Raw genomic sequence first — 21639 nt, 5'->3', positions numbered from 1 at the left:
TGAAATAGCGATTGCAATCTTGACAGATGAACTGGCGGATACGTATGTGCAACCAGACTTGGCGGCCCGACATATCTAGATCGCGCACTTGCCTGGTTAAGTACTGATTGAGTTGGGTGGTTTGCTTGAGACAGGAAGGGCAGGCCTGGCTGTTGGTTTGGAGTTGGCAAAATAGTGTAATTCGAGTCGGTGTATATTCGACCCGCTGCACCTGCAAATCAGGCAAGGCTAAAAGCTGTTGGTAGAAGTCGGTTTCCTGCATAGACCAAGTTAACCACAAGAATTGTCAGAGTACCAAACATTTTTTTTTAACCCTAGGCTTACCCCTTCTTTTCCTGGTCTGTTCGACCAAAAATAACGACCCTGAGCCCGATGCGGGAACCGCTGTTTCGGGTACCTATGAACTCCGCCGATAGGTTAAACTGGAGAATGACAATACCATCTACAACTACAGGTTTCCCAGTACGGCGGGCACTACCACCCAATCGGGAACGCTGACGATAAGTCGCAACTCGGCAACGACCGTTTACGTGGAGGTGACTTTACAGGTGCAGCAGCTAAACAAGACACCGGCTACGTCTACCACCACTTTTGGGAAGATGGACGTGAAATTGACCGTCACCGGCTATGAGCTTTCCCAGTTTGGTATCAATAACCAAAAAACGGGTTCGGGGACAGCCAATGGCTCCGATATGACCCTTGAACTGTCCGATACGTATGAGCCCACAAAGACGACTACCCGCTACATCGTCGAAGCCAAACGATAAACGACTCTGTTGAGCGCTCCCAGGTATTGGCATTTGTACCGCATCATCCTCCGCTACCTGGCCAAAGACCTCTTTAGTGACTCACCCTGCAACCGTGTCGGCTGCCTGAATTCACTGCCCTGGTTGCAGATAATGCACCGTACTGGTCGTGCCGTGGGTAGTCAGGTTAATTTCGCGGATGCCGATTCGGTAATGGTCGATGGCAAACTCCGGGGTGTTCTGCTGCATCTGGTAGTACGTTGACGGGGAAAGCAAAACCAGCAGGTTGCCACGCTGCACTACCTTGTCGACGTGGTAATGACCGCACACCACCGTAACATGACACGGCAATTCGCGCACCAGGTCCAGAAACGCATCGCTCTGCTCGAACGGGTATTTCCGGTCCATGAACATCACATCGGCAGGTAGGGGAGGGTGGTGCATTATAATCAGGATGTTACTGTCGCGCAGCGCCTTCACATACTCCCGTAGCCAGGTCCACTGGTCGGTGGATAGTTCGCCCTTCGATGAATCCAGGAATAAAACCGGGCGACCTTCCAGCGGCAGCGCGTAATACAATTCGCGGCCGTGCAAATAATGCGTATTCCGAAATACCTCAGCCAGCAGCGTGGCGTCGTCATGGTTTCCGGGTATGACGTAGCAGGGCATGGGAAGCTGGTCGACCTGTTTTTTTACCCACTCGTACATAGCCCGGTCACCCGTGCCGTTGCAGATGTCTCCACCCAGTACTAAACCGCTGGGCTTCATGTCGGCTACGAAGTCCAGTGCTTTCAGAAAATGTTGCCGCACATCGACACCCGTCGGTTTTTCGCCTTCTGCTCCCAAGTGCATATCGGTAATAAAAGCTAGTTTCATAGCGTTTTTGCCTGATTCCAGTACACATCCATTTCCGCCAGCGTCATATCAGTCAATGCTTTCCCGTTAGCCCGCGCCTGTTCTTCCAGGTATTGAAAGCGTTTGATAAACTTTTTGTTCGTGCGTTCGAGGGCTGTTTCGGGGTTGATATCGATGAAACGGGCGTAGTTGACGAGCGAGAAGAGCAAATCACCAAATTCCCCTTCGGCGCGTTCGGCGTCGACGCCTTCTGGCATGGTAAACTCGGCTTTGAACTCCTGCATCTCTTCCTCTACTTTCTCCCAGACCTGCTCTTTCTCGTCCCAGTCGAAACCCGCACCCCGCGCTTTTTCCTGAATGCGCATTGCTTTTACCAGAGCGGGCAGTGACCCTGGTACACCACCCAGCACCGATTTGTTGCCTTCTTTGAGCTTGAGCTGCTCCCAGTTCGCTTTCACCTGCTCCTCCGTGTCGGCCACCACCTTCTGCCCGTTGGCATCCCCATAGATGTGCGGATGGCGGCTTATGAGTTTGTCGCAGACTCCATTCAGCACGTCGGCCATATCAAAATGGTCTGGCGAGTCTGGATCGGATTCCGAAGCGATTTTGGCGTAAAAAATCAGGTGGAGTTGAATATCGCCCAGTTCTTTCCGAATCTCGGGAAGATCCTTTTCCAGGATGGCGTCGGAGAGTTCGTAGGTTTCCTCGATGGTGAGGTGGCGCAGGGTATCCATTGTTTGCTTACGGTCCCAGGGGCACTGTTCGCGCAGTTCATCCATGATGGTGAGCAAGCGGTCGAAAGCAGTGAGTTGTTCCTGACGGCGGGGCGTTAATTGGTCAAAATTCATTCGGGATGCGAAAAAAACGGCTATAAACAGTTGAGTAAAGCTACTGAAAAGAACACAGGAATGCACCCGCTAGGCATAACGCATGAAGAGGGCCGTTGTCCATGAAAGTTCTCTGGCGGAAGCCCGTTCTTTTTCGTAATAATCGACCAGCCGCATGTTATGTGTACGCATCAGTTGCAGAATTTCCAGCGGGTCGGACTGCCCTTCGTAGAGTGCGGCAAAATTCAGTTCCAGCAGCACAGCCTTCACTTTTCCCTGACCGAGCAGGTTGACCCCGCCCCGCAATACGGGCAGTTCAAACCCCTGGGTATCAATCTTGAGCAGGTCGATATAATCAATGTGGTGCGTAGCGCAGAAGGTATCGAGCGTATCGACCGGCACAGACTCTATGGAAACTACCGCTTCTTCCGCAAAGATATTCTCGGTCTTATCGGGATTCATGGGCAGAAATGAACTGAGTTCCGACTGTTGATAATTGCGGAATTCTGCCACGCCGACCTGTTCACCGAAGGCCAGTTGATGCAGATGTACACCGGTGCCGGGTGCCTGGTTTTTTAAGGCAGTAAACGTGGCCGATGCGGGTTCGAATGCGTGAATAACCGGCTGTTTATAAAGGCTTTGTAGCAGTTCAATGGTTTGGCCTTTGTTGGCACCAATATCGAAGCAAAGGGGTGCGTTGCCGGGAACGATGATCGCCAGATCATCGGTTAGCCGGTAGCCGTTTACGCAGTCAGGATACTGGCGGGCGGCAAACAACCCCAGCGAAGACAAACTTGATTTTACCAGATCAACGAATCGTTTCTGCATCTGAATACCCGTTGCCGGGGCGTTTCAACCAACTCGTATAAAAAGAAAAAAGGAGTGTTCACTAACTCACCAGCCAACGTAGGCAGGAGGCTTTACGCCGTTCATTCGAAGATAAACAACGAGTTGCCCCCGGTGGTGCGCCTGGTGGTCATTAACCAAATTCATGATCTGCCGTTTGCTCAGCGGACCCGCAAAAAAGGTGACCTTTTCGTCCAGCCTGCCCGCATCGAACACCCGAACCGATTCGATGGCGTAATCAAACGCCTGATTGATAAGCTGCTCAATAACTGCTTTTGACTGCCCCGTGTCCTTCAGGTTACTTTCTGTAAAAGGGCTTTGTTGTGTGGTGAGGTGGGAGGACGTAAGCCAGTTTACATTCTGGCTCATGTGCAGCAACTGCGCCCGGAAGCTCATCTCATCGGCAACTGGTTTATACCCGTACTGGTTTTCTGGCATAGCCTGAGCCATCAGTAAAGTAGACTTTTTTGAATTTTCCAGCCGTGAAACCACCTCCTGCAAATAAGAATCTGACTGAGCCCGAGCGACCAATGAACCTGATAGCAGTAGAAGAAGAAGAAATATACGGTGCATACGTAGATATTGATGGATTAACATGTTCTGGTGGTTGAACAGGGCGTTTGGGCAAATATAAGGCGTAACAACCTATGGCTCCATACATTCCGCCGATGAGCTGTCTGGATTCGACGTGACTACAAAGGAAATCTCCGTAACCACGTCATTTACGACCTGATTACGGAGATGACAAAAGGAGCGTTTACAGGATTAGTACCGAACCACTTTTAAGCGTGAGATGCCACCATCGAACCGGATGGTCATTTTGTTTTTGGCGGCTTCGTAGCCGGGACTCAAAAATTCGCCCCCGCCAACGTCGGTAAAGTCGTCCAGCTGTTCCAGGTTCAGAGCGCCGTCTTTTTTGACCCGGCAACCTACTTCTTTGGGGACATGAATCGTTACGGAAGCCGCACCCACGTCCAGCTTCACGTCTGACTGGTCGGCTTTGGCACCGAGCTTCAGGTCGAGATCGGCGGCACCGGCGGCTATTTTCAGGCTTTTCACGGCATAGTTACTTAAGTCGAGGTCGCCCTGACCCGCGCCCAGGGCTATATCCATCGTCCAGACGGGGGTGTTGTTGAGATGAACGGTTACCCGATTTTCATAGTTGCCGTCTTTCAGATTGAAATGCTGACTTTCCTCCGTCGGCTTCAGTTCGATGGTGGGGATATGGGTTGTCTCATTTCGGTCTACCGACATCGAATAAGTGCCAATGCTCTGTTTCGTATCGGCCTTTATGAGTTCGGTGGTTGGGTCGCTGATAATGAACCGTCCGGCTCCACCCGCCAGTTTGAATACCGCTTCGCGGGTGTCGGGTGCCATCGACTCTACAAACGAACTGGTCTTTACCGAACCGTTTTCTGTATTACGCTGACCGCTTTCTGACCGGTACGCATCTTCGTTATCCTGGTCGTCGTTGTTGTTATCTTCATTGTCCTGATCGTTATTAGCATCCGAATCGTTATCTGATTCGTCATCACTCTCATCGTCGTCCTGCCAGTTCATTGAAAAACCGTCCCCGTCGCGGTCGTGCGACAAAAAGCCAAACAGGGTAGTCGGCACAGCTACTGCCAGCATAACCGTAGTGATAAAGGCGGCTGAATTACCGCGTCGTTCCAGAATCAGGTTGACACCTGCCAGAATGAGCAGTAGTGGCCACAAATCCACCAGCGAATGCCAGTTAACATCGAGCCAGCCCGCCCGGCGTGCCAGGAACAGCACGCCGAGGGTGAGCAGCGCGATTCCCCAGAATAGTCCGTTTCTACGTTGCATGATTACTGAGGGTTATTGGGATTGTAGGGAGCAGTTGGGTCGTTGGGCGTGCCCGGGTTATAGGGAACACTCGGCCCGCTGGGATTTCCCGAATTATAAGGAGCAGTCGGGTCGGTTGGCATGCCCGGATTGTTAGTCGTCGAATCGTAGGTTGGTTTGATACGGTCTTTAAAGATCAACCATAGTCCCAGCGCAATGAGCATGAACGGCCATAAATCCCGGAAGTGAATATGGAAGAAACGTTCAATCAGAAACAGGATGCCCAGAACAATCAGAATGGCACCGCCCACAACACTACGGTCGGGTTTGTTAGGGTTATAAGGGTTCATAGCGGAATAAGGATTAGAAAATGCACTGGCTTGAACGACCGAACTATCAAAACGACGTTCGGGTAATGCAATCCACAAGATAATGTAAATGATAATAGCCGGAAAGTGCGGTAAGAAAATTCCGATGACAAAAAGTACGCGAACCAGAGCACGGTCAATGCCAAAATAATCGGCCAAACCAGCGCATACACCCCCAATCTGGGCCTGGTTAGCAATACGTTCCAAGCGTTTGTTCATGGCTTCTAGTGTTTAAAACCGGGATAAAGCTACAAACTACCCAATGCGGGCAAAAGGGGATTTGGACGGATGGACGCGGTTATTGATGGAAGTATGTTTTCAATGATAGTAGGTAATACATAGTACCTGATTTGATGGTCATTTGCTGCACGTCATTTGATAGTCATTCGCTATGTGTCATTTGTAGGTACTATTCTGACGCAAATGACCATCAATGATAACTAATGACAATCAATAACTACCAATGCCTACTCTACCTCAATCGCTTCCAGAATATCCATCAGTTCACCGAACTCTTTGTTACCGGGTTGTTCTTCGTGGCCTCCGCTCAGGGCAATACCCCGAACGGGCAGGTCGGCCAGTAATGTGTGTACATTCGCCACAGAGATACCCGTGCCCAGCAATACAGGGTGCCGGGCTGACAGTCGCTGGAGGGTTGCTTTTAATTCCTCTTCGAGGTGGAGTGGGCTTTGACTTTCGAGCAGCACGTAATCGGCCCCGGTTATTCCCGTCTGAAACAGGCTTTCGAGCTGGTCGAGCGTTAGCTGCTCTATATCCACGCGCAGAATAAGCTGAAGTTCGGCGTCGGGTCGGGAAAACGTGGCGAGGTACGGCAACAGGGCGGCTTCATCAATTTGCAGGACATCGGGCTGGTAGGTATCCAGAAGCTGTTCAATAACCTCAGGGTCCGTAGCGGTCGTTTCGCCCACAATCTGCACCCCGGCCACCCAGCCCCGGATATCACCAAACTTAGTCGGCTCTACGTATTCCGGCGAGTCGGCATCCATCGAAAAGCCGAGCATATCAACGCCCATCCCGGCGCAGTAACGGGCATCACTCAGGTTCGTAACGTTGGAGATTTTAACGATTGTTTTCAGGGACATAATGGCGGTTGTCGGTTTTCTGTTTACCGTTCTCGATTAGGCCGCTAAGGTAAGAAGAGCCGCTTTATTGACTGGTTTTTTTTCGTCCGTATTGTTCAACTTCGGACAAAAAGTGTACGCTTTCGGACAGGTTCAATAGGAACAAACCGGCTCCATTGTTCAGAAATGGCCATTCCTGAAACTGGCAAAGCATTTGTTCTACAAACGTTAATCTTATTCTTTCGGCATGAAACGAACGTATTTGGGTGAGTTTGAAGAAGTCGTTTTATTAACGGTAGCCGTGCTCAGCGAGAGCGCGTATGGTGTAGCCATTACGGACGAACTGGAACGGCAAACGGGCCGCTCTGTGAGCATCAGTGCAGTGCATGCGGCCCTGCATCGGCGGGATGCTCAACTCGCAGATGGGGGAGGCCACCGCCGAGCGCGGAGGCAGACGGAAACGGCTTTTTTTCGTTACGGCACTGGGGAGCAGGGCGCTGCACGACATTCGGGCCGTACGTAATCAATTGTGGGATTCCATTTCGCCACAGGCACTACCCGCTATCAGTATATGAACACGCCACCTACTCCGCCCCGCCGGGCCAACCAACTGCTGGAATGGGTCGTAGTTCCGCACCGGCGGGAGGAAATACTGGGCGATTTGCACGAGCGCTACGGGCGGGATGTACAGCAACGGGGCATCCCGGCTGCCAACCGACGCTACTGGCTCAATGTGCTGGGCTTTCTGCGCCCTTTTGCTATCAAACGACAACCAAGTACCTATTCGTCAAGCGCTTTATTCAGTTCTGTTATGCTTAGCAACTACGTTAAAATCGCCTTCCGGAATCTGGCCCGAAATAAGGTTTATTCGTCCATCAACATCATTGGGTTGAGCATTGGGCTGGCGGCCGCCATGCTGATTTTGCTGTACACCAAGGACGAGGTCAGCTACGACCGTTTTCACACCAACACCCCGTCTATTTACCGGATTACCAGCAGGTCGATAACACCGGCGGGGAAACTAGAATACCGCCAGCCGTACACGGGTTTTCTTCCGGGTCCACGATTCAGGGCGGGTGTTCCGGAAATAAAGACGTTTGTTCGGTACCAGGGAAACCAGAAAGACATGAAACAGGGTACCGAAGTGAAAAGCCAGGAGGTCTTCATGGCCGATTCCAGCTTCTTTGCGGTTTTCACATTCCCTCTCTTGCAGGGTAATCCCCAAACAGCCCTGCAAAACCCAAATTCGGTGGTGATTTCGAGCGAAATGGCTAAGAAACACTTTGGTACAACTCAGGCGCTGGGTAAGGTTATTTTCTTCAGGGACGACGACACATTTGAGCCGTACATGGTAACAGGTGTGGCAAAAAAATGCCCGCAGAACTCATCCATCAAATTTGATGTGCTTATGCCCCTTATTGTGAAGGCAGAAGACATGGCCAATAACGAGAACTGGTTCAGTGTATTCATGAACACCTTCGTTGTACTAAGCCCCAATGCCGATATCAGGGTTGTAGAAGCAAAAATGAACCGGGTGTACGTGGCTGATGCCCGGGAAAGCATTAAGTCGATGGCTGAAAAGTTTGGCATTATGGGCAGGACGGAGTATGAACTCCAGCCAATGATTGATATGCACCTCAGCAAAGAGCTACCGGCCAGCAATGGTCTTGTCGACGAGAGTAACCCTACTTTTTCGTACATCCTGTCGGGTATCGCGTTGTTCATCCTGCTGATTGCCTGCATCAATTTCGTTAACCTGACCGTTGCCCGTTCCCTGAAACGCGCCAAAGAGATTGGGGTCCGGAAAGTGGTGGGCGGGGCAAGGATGCAGCTCATCATTCAGTTTCTGGGTGAGTCATTCCTTCTTTGCTTCGCGGCCTTTGCGTTTGCCTTTGTGTTGATTGAACTGGCATTGCCGACCTTCAATCAACTGGCCAATAAATCACTGGCTCTTTCGTATCTGTTCGATACAACGCTGGTTCTTGGCTACGTTGCCCTTTTTGTTATCACCAGTTTGCTGGCCGGTTTTTATCCTGCCCTGGTTTTGTCGGGCTACAGTCCGGTGCAGACACTGTACAGCCGGTTCAACCTGTCGGGTAAAAACTACCTGCAAAAGTCGTTGGTAGTGATGCAGTTTTCGCTGGCGTCATTCCTGATCATTGCGTCGCTGACAATTTATTCTCAGTTCAACTACCTGACGAGTAAGGATTTGGGATACGATGACAAGAACATGATTATCATCAATAAGTCGTCCTTAAAGCGCAGCGAAGTAAAGTTGCTGAAAGAAGAACTAGTAAAGAACCCGGCTATTGTTGAGGTTTCGCCGAAAAATGGTGGAGGATGGGGAACAGTGGCAAAGGTTAATGGCGATACCCAACTGAGTTTTGCCTACGAAACCATTGATGAAACCTACCTCCCAACGTTTAAAATACCCATTCTGAAAGGGAGAAACTTCTCGACTGCTTTCCCGTCAGATTCCTCACAGTCGGTGCTGGTCAATGAATCATTTGCCAAAAAAGCAGGCTGGAAAAACCCCATTGGACAGGTTGTTAATTTCTGGTTTGATAATAATAAAAAGTACACCGTAATCGGTGTTGTTAAAGATTATCATTTCGAGTCATTAAGCCAGCAAATAAAACCGCAACTGTTCACGATGAAAGATGCCAATCAATACGGAAAGGCATTCATCAAGATCAGGCCGACGACTGAAACCGCCAGTCTCCGGCACATCGAAAAGACCTTCAAAAAACTGTTTCCGGTTAGTCCCTATGCCTACACATTTCTGGATCAGGAAAACCTGAAACGGTATGAGTCGGAGGAAAAATGGAAACAGATGATGCTCTTCGGGGCCATCCTGACCATTTTTATTTCCTGTATCGGCTTGTTTGGTCTGGCTACCCTCTCCGCCGAACGGCGAACCAAAGAAATCGGTATCCGAAAAGTACTGGGAGCGTCGGTGGCGGGCATCGTTCAATTACTATCTACCGACTTCCTGAAACTGGTGTCGCTGTCGTTCATCTTTGCGTTTCCTGCCGCCTGGTTCGCCATGGACGAATGGCTTAAAAACTACCCTTACCGAATCAGCATTGGTGTGTGGATGTTCCTGGCGACGGCCTTCATTGCCATTTCCATCGCCTTCCTGACCGTGGGCTGGCAGTCGGTAAGAGCCGCAATGATCAACCCGGTAAAGAGTCTGAAAACCGAGTAAACTGGCTGGTCTGAACCGGGTCCGCGTAATGCGCATGCACTACCGTTTTTCACTGGTTTCGCCCAGGGCAACGGGTTGCGTGAAGGCGTGTTTTATGGACGGAAAGGACTTCATGATAGCCGCGTGGATGCGGACGATGGCTTTATTGATCTCATCCGTTGTCAGGTCGTTTTGAAAGACTACATCCTGCGCGAGGGTGATTTCTTCGGGACCGAGGTAGATGGTGGCAATGCGCTGGGATTTCTGCACGGATGAATCCGCTTCGGTAAGGGCCTTCAGTTGCCGGGCAGTTTCCGGGTCAACGCCCTCGCCCAGGAGCAGGCTCTTGCTTTCGCGAGCCAGAACGCCAGCCACGCCCACCAGCAGAATACCAATGAGAATCGACGCCAAACCATCGAACAGCGGATTGTTGAAAACCTGCCCCAGAAATACACCCAGAAACGCGATAATCAGGCCCAGTACGTCGGACGCATCCTCGAATAGCACCGTAAACGTGGCGGCATCTTTACTGTTTCTTATGGCCGACCATAACGACTGATTTCCCCGTTTTTCGTTAAAAGCCTTCCACGCCGTAATCAGTGAGTAGCCATCCAGCACAAACGCGATGCCCAGCACAATATAATTCCAGAACGGATCTTCAACCTGTTCTGGATGCTGGAGATGCGTAATGCCCTCGTACAGCGAAATGCCGCCCCCCACCGCGAAGATCAGTAACGCCACTACATACGACCAGAAATACTGCTCCCTACCGTACCCGAAAGGCCGCTTCTGGTCGGCAGGTCGTTTACTTCGACTGAGGCCTAGTAACAGTAGCAGCTCGTTCAGCGTATCGACCAGAGAGTGAATGCCTTCCGATATCATAGCAGAACTACCCGTTATGCCGGCCGCCACAAATTTAGTAGCCGAAATGCCCAGGTTAGCCGCCAGTGCGGTGTAGAGTGCTGTTTTGGATGATGCCATACGAAAGAAACCGTCGATGGTAGCAGAAGTTCGAATCTGTACCAAAATGAGATTCGCCAGCGGTTAGCCAGGTACGGAACGGGAAATGCGGAATTCGGGAGCGATAAATGCCCGTTCCGCCAGATTGATTTTTTAAGTGACCCGCAATCCGGCAATTTTGTTGGCTTATAAGTCAACAAAATCACTGCTCGTCCATCAATTCCTTATGATATCTGGTTTACCGAAAAAATACCCACTGCTACGAACGGCTTTGCTGAGTCTGTTAGCGGTCAGCTTATTATCCTCTCGCTCTTCGCAACCCACTCCCGGTGATAAACCGAACGCGGCCCGACTGAACGCAGCCCGACCCGACGATAACCGCTTTACGAAGGTGATTCTGGCTGAAAACCTGGATGAACCGATGGAAATGACGTTCCTCAACGATGGACGCGTGCTGTTCGTGGAGCGAAAAGGGGCGTTGAAGGCCTATAATCCGGCTACGAAAGAGACAACGGTTATTGCTACCATTCCAGTCAGTACCAAATACACCGCGAAAGATGGCAAGGTGACGGAAGCCGAAGATGGGCTGCTGGGCATCGTGACCGACCCGAACTTTGCGACCAACCACTGGATTTATCTGTATTATTCGGAGCCGGGCGACGTGGCCAAAAATGTCCTGACCCGCTACGAGCTACGGGGTAGTGAACTGGTCATGTCCTCCAAAAAAGTACTGCTGGAAGTGGGCACGCAGCGTGAGCAGTGCTGCCACACCGGCGGAGGCATGGTGTTCGATGACCGGGGCAATCTGTTCCTGACCACCGGCGACAATACATCCCCCCGCGATACGCCCTTCAACCCGATTGATGAGCGGGAAGGCCGTGGCCCGTGGGATGCCCAGAAATCGTCGGGAAATACCAACGACCTGCGGGGGAAAATCATCCGGATTCACCCCGAAACCGATGGCACCTACACCATTCCCGATGGGAATCTGTTCGCCAAAGGAACCGAACCGTCGGACCGCGCCAAAACCCGGCCCGAAATTTACACGATGGGGCACCGGAATCCCTGGCGGATTTCAGTGGATAACAAGACTGGCTACATCTACTGGGGCGAAGTAGGCCCCGATGCCAGTGCCGACTCGACCGGGCGCGGTCCGCGTGGCTACGATGAATTCAACCGGGCCAAAAAGGCGGGAAACTTCGGCTGGCCTTATATCATTGGTAATAACATACCCTATTCCTACTACGATTTTGGCGCGGCTAAATCCGGTGCCGTTTACGACCCGGCTCACCCGGTCAACAAATCGCCGAACAACACCGGCTTGACCGATCTGCCACCCACCGAAAAAGCCCTTATCTGGTATCCTTACGCCAACTCCACCGAGTTCCCAATGGTGGGTCGGTCGGGGCGTAGCGCTACGGGTGGCCCGATTTTTCACCAGTCGGATTTTAAAAATACCAGCCACGTTTTTCCGGCTTATTACGAAGGGAAATGGTTCATCGTGGAGTTTATGCGCGGCTGGATCATGGCCGTTACGCTGGATGAGCAGGGTAATTACCAGTCTATGGAGCGGTTCCTGCCCGACGAGAATTTCAGCAGTGCCATCGACATGAAATTTGCGCCTAACGGCGATTTGTACGTGCTCGAATATGGCAGTGCCTGGTTCCGGGGAAACGATAATGCCCGTATCGTTAAAATTGAATACAACGGTGGTAACCGGCCCCCGCTGGTGCAGGCAGTGGCCAGCAAAACGGGCGGGGCCATTCCGTTCACGGCCACTCTGTCGTCGGCAGGGACCAAAGATTACGACGGTGATGCGCTGAAGTACAGCTGGAAAGTTTCTGCCAAAGGAAGCCCGGCCCGTACGTTCATTCAGGAAAGCCCAACCGTTACGTTCGATAAGCCGGGCGTGTATCAGGCAACCCTGACGGTGACGGATTCCAAGGGAGTAAGCAGTAGTAAGTCACTGGAAATCAAGGCGGGGAATGAGCCGCCCGTGGTGGCTTTCGACATCAAAAAGGGCAATAAGTCGTTTTTCTTCCCCAATACACCCATCGACTATGCCGTTCGGGTGAGCGACAAAGAAGACGGGAGCCTGGCCACGGCGGGTGCGACACCGGGCAAAATCGCTCCATCGCAGGTAGCCGTGAGCATCGACTACCTGCCCGAAGGGTTCGACCCCATCGAAGCAGCGCAGAACCACCGGGGCACCGAGACGGTAGCGCGCTACGCCACCGGGCAGCAACTGATTGGCCAGAACGATTGCAAGTCCTGCCACATGCTCGATAAAAAGTCGGTTGGTCCCAGTTACGCGGACGTGGCGAAAAAGTACAAGGGTGATGCCGCTGCGGTGGACCGGCTGGCCAAAAAAGTAATCAGCGGGGGCGGGGGCGTTTGGGGCGACCACTCCATGAGCGCCCACCCGCAACTGACCACGTCCGATGCCACGGCTATGGTGCATTATATTATGAGCCTGGATGAGAAACCCGTAGCGGCCAAAATGTACCCGGTGCAGGGGCGTTTTTCGCCCGTTATTCCGGAAGGGGAAAATGGAAAAGGCGGCTTCGCCCTGCGCGCGGCCTACACCGACCGGGGCACGAAGCTGATGAAGCCCGTGTCGTCGGAGAGCGTTATTATTCTGCGCAACCCGGAAGTTCAGCCCGAAAATGCCGACCTCAAAAAGGGAACGCAGTACACCATCACCCCGGCCAAATCGTTTCTGGTCCTGGGCAACCAATCCTACATCGGCTACAAGCAGATTGACCTGACCGATATTGGGCAGATCGACATACTGGCACAGGCCACCAGCCGCGTTGGGGCCGTTGGTGGTACGGTTGAGGTACACCTCGATTCGCCGACTGGTCCGCTGGTGGGTAAAACGGACGTTATCAAGGTAAGCAACCCGACGTTCCCAAGGGCTGCCCCGGCCGCTGCAACGGCTCCTGGCTCTACAACGGCACCCGCTGCCCCCGCCCCCCCGGTAGACCGGGCGGCCATGATGCGCCGGATGTCGCAGAAATTGACGGCCGACATTACGCCCACCACCGGTATGCACACCGTTTACCTTGTCTTTGCCAATCCACAGGCCACAGCCGAACAGGTGCTGATGCAGGTGGTGAGTATTCAGTTTCAGCCTACCGGGGGCAGCACATCCGCCAAAGTCGATAAATAACAACCCTTTTCCTTTTCTTATTTCGATGAACAATCGTAGAGAGTTTTTAAAGAATACCGGTGCATTAGTCCTAGGAGGTCTAGTGTTACCCCACATCAGTCGGGCCGAAAGCCTGTTTGGGCCCACCGCCATGCGACCGGTGGGGATTCAGTTGTTCACCTTGTTTCGGCAGATGAACGAAGACCCGAAGGCAACGCTGAAACAGATATCGGATGCCGGGTACAAAGAAATCGAATCCGCGTTCAATTTGCGGGGTGGGTATTATGGCTACACAGCCAAAGAGTTTAAAGCCCTTACCAGCGATTTAGGTCTGAAATGGCGGGCGCACCACGCGAGTGGAGCACCCTTTCGACCCCGACCAACACCCCCGGCCAGCACAACGGGTACGGCGGGGGCCGCTCCGGCACCACAACGCCCCCCCGGTGTGCCAGCTAACATGCCGCCCATGCTCAACCTGCGCGACAACTACCAGCAACTGGTGGACGAAGCCGTGGAGGGCGGGCTATCGTATCTGGTGTGTTCCAGCACGCCAGTGGGCACCGTGGAGGATATCAACAAGTCGATTGCGGTATTCCAGAAGACGGGTGAAGCCGCCAAAAAAGCGGGTATCGGCTTCGCGTATCACAACCACGCTACCGAGTTCGACCCGGTCGAAGGTGGCAAAACGCCCTACGAGTTAATCCTGTCGCAGACGGATAAAGACCTGGTGAAAATGGAACTGGACCTGGCCTGGGCCACCAAAGCGGGTAAAGACCCGGTCGAGTTGTTCAAGGGGCAGCCGGGGCGTTTCCCGCTGTGGCACGTCAAAGACATCAAATCGGATCTGAAAACGGTTACCGAAGTTGGCAACGGGGTGGTCGATTTCAAAAAGATTTTTGCGGCTGCCAACATTGCCGGGCTGCAATACATCTTCGTGGAGCAGGACATGGCACCGGGTGTGGAAAGCATCCAGACCAGCTACAAAAACCTAAGTAAAATGCTGTCGTAGTTGATTCTACTGTCCCTCTACGCTATAACTGGTGTGGAGGGACAGTCTTCAATAGCCGGTTGCTGAATCCGGTACACCCGTATGTATCAGCGATACATAGGTCGCAAATCGGTTTCGAACAGCGTATAGGGGTCGTTATAAAACTGTAGAAAATCGGGGACGCTGGCCTGCCCCGGATAGGGGGCGTAAAAGTGAGTGGCACTGCGGGCGTCGTTCCGCCAGACCAGCACGTAGGTGAGCCGTACTTTCTCGGCTTTCAACGCTTTCAGCAACGACCCTGTCCACCAGGTCGAATCGGGTATCGACTCCAGGCCCGTTTCGGTGAAGGCGGCCAGTTTTCGGTTTTTTCGGGCAAAATCCGACACGATTTTCAGCCTGGCGATTCCTGCCGGTAGATTGTACCGGCCATTGCGACCAAAATCGGCGTAGTCATCAAACCCAACCATGTCCACCCAGGCATCACCAGGGTAGCGGTCTACGTACTCGGCTTCGGTTTTGAACAGGCAGTCGGGCGAGAAGACGTACACGAAATTATGCACCTGCAAACTGTCGCGCAGGTAGGAGACCGTAAACTGCCAGAGTTTCGTAAAGTCCTCCTTCGAGCAGTGTGGCTTACCCCACCAGAACCAGCCCCCGTCGAACTCGTGATAAGGGCGAAACAGCATCGGTACCAACTTCCCGTCCTTACCCCTGACAGAATTGGCCAGACTACCCACTGTTTGCAGAATAGCTTTGTACTGCTCATGGTGCGAGCCGCCCGGTATCAGGTCGGGTACGGCCGGGGCTGATACCGAATCCTTCCAGTAGAATCCGGTTTTTGGCGTAACAGGATTGGTAAAATGCCAGGCCACGGTGGTTACGCCCCCCCGGTTGTAGGTATCGGCAATCTGTTTACGCAGAGATGCTTTTGTCCGCTCAATCGCTTCGGGCGGACGACCCGATAAGCCGCTGAAATCAACCCCGATAACAGCCGGGTTCGACCCCGTTACGGACTTTACATCCGAGCGGTCCGTGTCGCCATTCCAGCCGTGTCCGTACTCGGTAGCGTGCTGATGACCAAACAGGATATGCTTTTTAGCCAGCTTGTTCAGATTACGGTACAGCGCTCTGGTTTCCGGGGTAGCGTTGGGGTCTGTTAGTTTTGGGCGGGGTGCCGCCTGAATACCAGAGGTAACTGCTAATAAACTCAGCGTCAGTAGAAATGAAGGGAGGGAATTCATGGAAACGTTGATGAAAGAAGAATTAAAAATCGAACCTGGTGTTGGCCGTTACACCCGGCCAGGTATCGGTGCGAAACGAGTTGGCGGGTAATCCATCCGAGCTGAACAGGTTGGCATCTACCGGCGAATCGGCCCAGCCGTAGCGAACGGCAACAGGTTTGGGTACGTCGGGACTGGATACCACCACGGTGTTCTTTGCGTTGATTTCGGCTTTGGCGTAGTGAAAAACCTTATCCCCACCCGCGATTTCGAACCCTTTCAGGTAACCGTAGGCATCCTTCGCCACCAGTCCCGGGCCAGATGGGCCGTCGGCCACGTGTTTGAACGTAACAATGGCTTTATTACCCTCGAAGTTGACCTTGTCGAACATCGGCGAACTGTAATTGATGTCCTGACCGTAATCAAGTTTCAGCGCGTTCAGGGCGAGCCGGTGCCCAACGTCCTGTTTGTTGGTCGGGTGAATATCGGCAGGATTACCCACATCGGTCGTGACGGCCATACCGGTTTTGGGCAGGCTGAGCGTCATGGTCTGAGCTTCGCGGAGTTCGGCCCAGCCGCTGCCTTTGTTGCTGTTCTGATTCGGTCCATAGCTGGACAACTGCACGATGTAGAAGGACATATCCTGCCCGAACTTCTGCCGCCAGTCGGTAATCAGCAGGGGCATTGCCTGCCGGTACTGGTACGACCGCCCGGCGTTGGTTTCACCCTGATACCAGAGAACTCCCCGCATGGCAAACGGTTCCAGCGGGGCGATCATGGCGTTGTACATACTGACCGCCACGTTATTCATAAACCGTTTGTATTCATGTTTTTCGGCAAAGGCGGGTAGTAATCGCCAGTCGTGAGCCAGACTGATGCGCTGTAGCTTGTCGGCCACGTACAAGTCATCCGCCGACCCCTTAAGCCCCAGGCCATACCAGGAAGGATTGGCCATGTTCCCCAGTTTCATGACAATGTGGTTTGTCCCAGCTTTCCAACTGTTGGCCGGAATGGTAATCTTTCTGACACCCGACAAAACGCCTTCGGAAACGAGTTTGCCGTTAATGTAAATCTGGTTTGGGCTGTCGTTTTCGGCCAGGGCCAGCGTGGTTGGTTCGGTTACCATCTCGTCGGGAATTGTCACGATGCGGGCCATGTACCCCTGTCCCATAAAACCCCGCAGTCCTTTCCATTCCCACTGCCCGATGGGGTCGGATTTAATCCAGCCCGCAAAATCATAGTTCGGGTCGAGATACTTTTTCTCGTCGGCTGCGGTCAGGTTGGGCGAAACGTGCAGCTGCTGGCGCAGTCTGACGTCGATGAGGCTGTCGGCGGCCTGCCAGGTGGTAGGCAGGTTCTGGACGGTGGGCCGCAGTTCGGCATTGCTCATCATACCTTCTTTGCTGATCCAGCCCTCAATCTGCGACCCGCCCCAGGACGAGTGTACCAGCCCAATCGGAATGTTCAGTTTCTGGTATAGTTCGCGGGCGAAGAAGAACCCAACGGCGGTGAAATCGCCAACGGTTTCAGACGAAGCAACTTTCCAGTCGCCCGTTTTTAGTTCGGTTTGCGGGGTCAATGCCAGTTCGTGGTCTACCTTGAAATGGCGTATCTGGGGGAAGTCGGCGTTCTTTTTCTCCACGGCATAATTATCGGCCTGCTTCACCATAAACTCCATATTCGACTGGCCGGAACACAGCCATACTTCGCCAATGAGCACGTCACTGACCTGGGCGTTACCGGATTTGGCCGTGACGGACAGCGTGTGCGGGCCACCGGCTTCAAGGGCCGTAAAGGTGACCATCCATTTGCCGCTGGCATCGGCTTTGGCCTGCTGGGTTTGTCCGGCCAGGGTAGCCTTTACCGTTTCGCGGGGTTTGGCCCAACCCCAAACCGGAATAGGCTTTTGCCGCTGCAAGACGACATGGTCCGAGAAGAGCCGGGCCAGGCGGATCTGACTAAACGCGGCTACGTTGACCAGCAGCAGGAGAAGAATGGTGAAACGGGTTTTCATGGTGTTTGTCGGGGAATGGGGCTGATTGAGGAGCTATTTTCGGGTGCTACTGGCGCTTAGCTTATCCTGTAAGGTCTCCAGGGCGGTAGCCAGATAAACCAGCGGAGCGTTCCAGTTGATGGCAATTTCATTGGAGGCATACGAACAGTCAGCGTCCAGATACACCTCGTCGGCAATCGTAGTGGTATAACCAGCACACTTGTCCTGCCGGGCCGCATTGGCGTTGGTACCACCCGAGAGCAGACCGGGAACGGGCGCATCGATACCATCGGCAACGGACGGGCGATGGTGGGGATGCATGGGTGTTTTGTGGCCAAACCCCGTCACGAAAGAATACCCAACGGCGTTGCGGCCCAACAGGTAATCCAGGTTGGCCAGCGCTGCGTCCAGATACGATTTGTCGTCCGTAAGCCGGTACGCCTGAATGAGCGCGATGCCCTGATTGGCGGCTACGGCACTGCTCCCCCAGATGTAATCGCCGGCCGATTTGCCCATCGGTGTCTGGAATGCCTGACTGCTAACATCCTGCTTAATCTGGTCGGCCTGCTGGATGATATGGGCTTTTATTTTGGGTAAATCCTGCTGGCCACGTGGCGTTAGCTGACTGCGCATACGGGCTAGTGAGTAGTAGGCCAGCGTGCGTACCTGTGGCCAGGAGGGTAGGGGCGTTTTCTCGTCGGGAAACGGATTGACGGTGGTGTAGTAGTTATCGTCTTTAGTCGTCAGGTACAGTTCGGCAGCCGCCCATATCCACTCATCACTGGCGTCGCGGTCGCCGTAGGTGCCGGTGACAACATCCGGGTCAAACGCTTTGTTCATGGCGTCCTGGTCATAAAGGGCATCCGGGTTTTGCTTCGCCCACTGCCAGGCTTTCACCGCGGCTGTTTTGCAGGAGTCGGAAAGGCCTGGGAGTTCGCCGTTGTATGAGGTAAAAATTCGGCTGGCCTGCGCCATCACGGCGGCAAAGTCCAGGGCGGCTGTCACGCTTTTCTGCACGACGTACCTATCGGGCTTTGCTTTATCGGGCATGACCATGCCATCGAATTTAGGATTGGTCAGCTTGTGGTATACGCCCCCGTCGGCGGGGTCCTGCATGGTCAGCATCCAGCGCAGGTTCCAGAGCGATTCATCGAGTAAATCGGGTAGCTGGTTGCCGCTCTCCGGAATGGTTACGGTCATCTTCTTGCAGAAATCAGGGAAATCTTCGTAGAGTGACAGCAGCGTCCCCATCGTGATGCCCGAATTGACAATGTATTTATTGTAGTCTCCCGCATCGTACCACCCGCCGGGCGATGAGATGGTTGTACCCGCCGGGCGCGTAGCCGAAGCCGCCGATGGGTGAATGAGTACGTGGTTATCCGGGTGGCCAGCCGGGCGGTGCCACTGCCCGGCGTATTTTTCGGGCAAATCGGTCGAGGCCCGCTGGTAGTAGAACCCTTTCAGAGAACCCGCTGCCAGGTCGTGGTGAACGTTCGGCTCTATTTTAAATGAGTAGGAGCGGCCCAACCCCGGCACATTCACCACGTAAGTACCTGCGGTACGAAACGCCGAAAAGTCTGCGGTGCGGGCTGTCTTACCTGAAATGCTGCTTTTTCGGGCTTCGCTGAGTGTACCGGAGAACAGGACTTTTTTGCCGTCGGGCGTGGTCACCTGAAAAGGGCCGCCTGCATTCGTAAGTACAATGGCTACTTTAGGTCCGCTGGGATAAAAACCAAGTTGATTCAGCCGAATCAAACTGTTTCCTGCTACGGTAGAAGGAATCGGCACCGATTGCCCGTGACTGGTATTCGGCAGGCATAGAAACAGCAGTAATACGAAGAGTAAGCGATTGCAATAAATCATTGGTCGGGAGATTGAATGAGGAAATGACATTCTCAGTAACTATAACTTGATAATCCTGAAAGTACGCGCTGTAGTTGGACTACTTACCTGTATAAAATAGACACCGGGTTGCTTCCCCAACGAAAACGGGTGTCGGGCCAGAGCAGATACCGGTACGACTGTTTGCTCCATCAATGGATGGCCCAGCATGTTTGTCAGGCGAATCGTGAGCGGCTGTGCCTGTGCCCCTCTGATTTCCAGGTTGACCTCATCGCCCTGAACCGGATTCCCCACTAGGGTAACCTGAAACAAAGGTTCCAGGCCCGTTACAACGGCCGGAGCGGCCAGCCGCCAGTTGGGCAGTTCATCGCGGGTGATTACGTCGGCATCGGTAAAGATGGCTTTTAACTGGTCAAGGGGCTGTTTTTTGATGTAGTCTGTACCGGTCCAGACGGCAAACCACGACCACCACGTACGGAAACCACGAACCTTATCGGCACTGGGCAGATTGCCGGATTCGGAAAGGGTAACGAGCTTTTTGCCGTTAAGGGGTGACTGAGCACTGCTCCAGTTACCGCTCATATTTGCCGACGCATCGGTATAAATGTCCAGACCGACCACATCGACGTATTGATCGCCGGGGTACCAGTCGGCCCGGAACGTATCGGTAGCGGTGTAGACCCAGATGAGATTGTGCAGGTTATGATACGTAGTCAGCCGGTCGTAGAGGAGTTTCCAGAGTTCGTTGAAGGGGCCGGGCCCTTTAGCACCCCACCAGAACCAGCCACCGGGGGCTTCATGCAGCGGCCGCCATAAAACCGGCACATCGGCAGCCTGAAATTTCTTTAGCTGAACGGCAATCGCGTCGATGTCGCTGAGCAGGAGTTTGTAGCGGTCGCTGTTTTTATCGGCCAGGGCGGCTGCCAGGTCGAAGGTCGTGGCATCGGTATAAAAGCCCCGCCACCAGAGTTTGTCGGGTGCCTGATTGATCAGGTCGGTGGGGGCGTTCCAGTGCCACATCAGGCTGATAATACCGCGCCCGTCGCCCTTTTTTGCCCAGTCAATAATGGCTTCGCTGGTTCTTACGGGTCTGGCTCCGTTCTGAACGCGGGTGGGCGAGTAATCAATTAAATCGAAGGAGCCGATAGCGGGTTCTTTACCGGTTTTTTCCAGCACGTACTCCACGTCGTCCTGCTGCCCCGAAATAACCTTGCTGCCATACTGGTCGACCAGGTACGAAAATAATCCTTTAGTTGATGGGGTTGCCTGGGCATCGACCAGCGTTTTTGGGGGCTTCGCGGGCAGGGTTGACGTAGCGGGAGTTAGCTGGATATAATCAACGTCAAAGTAGCCCCAGCCCCGAAAAATGGTGACCGTATTCGCGCCTTCTTTCAGCAGAAACTTACCCAGACTGGCTCCGGCAAATTTGGTGGTCTGTTTCAGCATACCAGACCCTCGTTCGTCGTTGACCTGAAAGTCGATGCCCTAAGTACAGGACAAAAGTGGTACAAGGTGGCCAACAGGTTGGCCTTTAAGGATTCTATCGCGCAGTTCATCTAAACCGTGACGGAATAAACTAAACAACGCTTGGCATCGGCCTGTCAAGTTGCGGGTTGGTATTTTATGACCCGCTTTGATGAGCCACTCGCCCGTTTCAAGGGCCCAAATCAGACTCATTGACAAGATAAACAACAGCCGACGAAGGCGATGATGCTTGGTTAGGCCACACCCTTCTAAATCAAAGCCTCTGGATTTGAAGGCACCAAAC

17 protein-coding genes and 2 pseudogenes are annotated in these 21639 nt (G+C 53.2%); 5 read left to right on the top strand and 14 right to left on the bottom strand.

From position 1 onward, the window contains the following. On the bottom strand, positions 1-262 hold a 262-nt coding region (locus B157_RS37920), incomplete at its 3' end, for a transposase family protein (RefSeq protein WP_169521836.1). 268 nt (positions 263-530) lie between these two features. Between B157_RS37920 and B157_RS38765 the strand changes: the two genes are divergently transcribed. Further along, positions 531-767, top strand: coding sequence for a hypothetical protein (locus B157_RS38765; protein WP_026309151.1), 237 nt, complete (start codon positions 531-533; stop codon positions 765-767). Between the two features lie 111 nt (positions 768-878). Here B157_RS38765 and B157_RS0134065 read toward each other — a convergent pair whose 3' ends face one another. The 7 genes from B157_RS0134065 to trpF all read right to left on the bottom strand — a co-directional run bounded on the left by B157_RS0134065 (position 879) and on the right by trpF (position 6551). Beyond that, positions 879-1622: a metallophosphoesterase family protein gene (locus tag B157_RS0134065; RefSeq protein ID WP_020607763.1), complete on the bottom strand. Its 744-nt coding sequence runs from the start codon at positions 1620-1622 to the stop codon at positions 879-881. Then, the gene (gene mazG / locus B157_RS0134060) at positions 1619-2449 is read right to left on the bottom strand and encodes a nucleoside triphosphate pyrophosphohydrolase (RefSeq protein ID WP_020607762.1); all 831 of its coding nucleotides are present in this window, start codon (positions 2447-2449) and stop codon (positions 1619-1621) included. The genes B157_RS0134065 and mazG overlap by 4 nt, the downstream gene beginning before the upstream one ends. A gap of 69 nt (positions 2450-2518) precedes the next feature. Next, on the bottom strand, positions 2519-3256 hold the full coding sequence (locus B157_RS0134055; protein WP_020607761.1) for an FkbM family methyltransferase: 738 nt from the start codon (positions 3254-3256) through the stop codon (positions 2519-2521). A gap of 66 nt (positions 3257-3322) precedes the next feature. Continuing rightward, on the bottom strand, positions 3323-3847 hold the full coding sequence (locus B157_RS0134050) for a DinB family protein (RefSeq protein ID WP_020607760.1): 525 nt from the start codon (positions 3845-3847) through the stop codon (positions 3323-3325). Between the two features lie 192 nt (positions 3848-4039). Next, positions 4040-5101, bottom strand: coding sequence for a LiaI-LiaF-like domain-containing protein (locus tag B157_RS0134045; RefSeq protein WP_020607759.1), 1062 nt, complete (start codon positions 5099-5101; stop codon positions 4040-4042). A gap of 2 nt (positions 5102-5103) precedes the next feature. After that, positions 5104-5667: a PspC domain-containing protein gene (locus B157_RS0134040; protein WP_020607758.1), complete on the bottom strand. Its 564-nt coding sequence runs from the start codon at positions 5665-5667 to the stop codon at positions 5104-5106. A 248-nt stretch (positions 5668-5915) separates the two neighbouring features. Next, positions 5916-6551, bottom strand: coding sequence for a phosphoribosylanthranilate isomerase (gene trpF, locus B157_RS0134035; protein ID WP_020607757.1), 636 nt, complete (start codon positions 6549-6551; stop codon positions 5916-5918). A gap of 226 nt (positions 6552-6777) precedes the next feature. Between trpF and B157_RS36610 the strand changes: the two are divergent. Further along, positions 6778-7105, top strand: a pseudogene (locus B157_RS36610) (PadR family transcriptional regulator). Further along, on the top strand, positions 7102-9738 hold the full coding sequence (locus tag B157_RS0134025; RefSeq protein ID WP_020607756.1) for an ABC transporter permease: 2637 nt from the start codon (positions 7102-7104) through the stop codon (positions 9736-9738). Before B157_RS36610 ends, B157_RS0134025 begins: the two are co-directional and overlap by 4 nt. Positions 9739-9777: 39 nt before the next feature. Here the strand turns inward: B157_RS0134025 and B157_RS0134020 are convergent, their stop codons facing one another. Then, on the bottom strand, positions 9778-10698 hold the full coding sequence (locus B157_RS0134020) for a cation diffusion facilitator family transporter (RefSeq protein WP_041952424.1): 921 nt from the start codon (positions 10696-10698) through the stop codon (positions 9778-9780). Positions 10699-10903: 205 nt separating this feature from the next. Between B157_RS0134020 and B157_RS0134015 the strand changes: the two genes are divergently transcribed. Both B157_RS0134015 and B157_RS0134010 read left to right on the top strand, forming a co-directional pair. Continuing rightward, entirely contained in the window at positions 10904-13849 is a 2946-nt protein-coding gene (locus B157_RS0134015) for a PQQ-dependent sugar dehydrogenase (protein WP_020607754.1), read from the top strand. A 25-nt stretch (positions 13850-13874) separates the two neighbouring features. Next, positions 13875-14837, top strand: a complete 963-nt coding sequence (locus tag B157_RS0134010) for a sugar phosphate isomerase/epimerase family protein (RefSeq protein WP_026309149.1) — start codon at positions 13875-13877, stop codon at positions 14835-14837. Positions 14838-14923: 86 nt separating this feature from the next. On the opposite strand, the gene B157_RS0134005 is transcribed toward B157_RS0134010, so the two are convergent. From B157_RS0134005 to B157_RS39520, 5 genes and pseudogenes are all read right to left on the bottom strand, one after another. Continuing rightward, a complete protein-coding gene (locus B157_RS0134005) occupies positions 14924-16057 on the bottom strand; it encodes a glycoside hydrolase family 26 protein (RefSeq protein WP_020607752.1) in 1134 nt (377 codons plus the stop codon). A gap of 22 nt (positions 16058-16079) precedes the next feature. Further along, positions 16080-18050 carry a sialate O-acetylesterase gene (locus B157_RS0134000; RefSeq protein ID WP_020607751.1) on the bottom strand — a complete coding sequence of 657 codons (1971 nt, stop codon included), beginning with the start codon at positions 18048-18050 and terminating at the stop codon, positions 16080-16082. Positions 18051-18083: 33 nt separating this feature from the next. After that, on the bottom strand, positions 18084-19892 hold the full coding sequence (locus B157_RS0133995) for a glycoside hydrolase family 9 protein (RefSeq protein WP_020607750.1): 1809 nt from the start codon (positions 19890-19892) through the stop codon (positions 18084-18086). A gap of 39 nt (positions 19893-19931) precedes the next feature. After that, positions 19932-21317, bottom strand: coding sequence for a glycosyl hydrolase (locus tag B157_RS36605; RefSeq protein ID WP_020607749.1), 1386 nt, complete (start codon positions 21315-21317; stop codon positions 19932-19934). 39 nt (positions 21318-21356) lie between these two features. After that, positions 21357-21639: pseudogene (locus B157_RS39520) on the bottom strand (hypothetical protein); the annotation flags it as partial.

Source organism: Spirosoma spitsbergense DSM 19989 (assembly GCF_000374085.1).
GTDB classification, from domain to species: domain Bacteria; phylum Bacteroidota; class Bacteroidia; order Cytophagales; family Spirosomataceae; genus Spirosoma; species Spirosoma spitsbergense.
The sequence above is the reverse complement of the archived record's forward strand: the minus strand, read 5'-3'. Positions and strand labels throughout refer to the sequence as shown.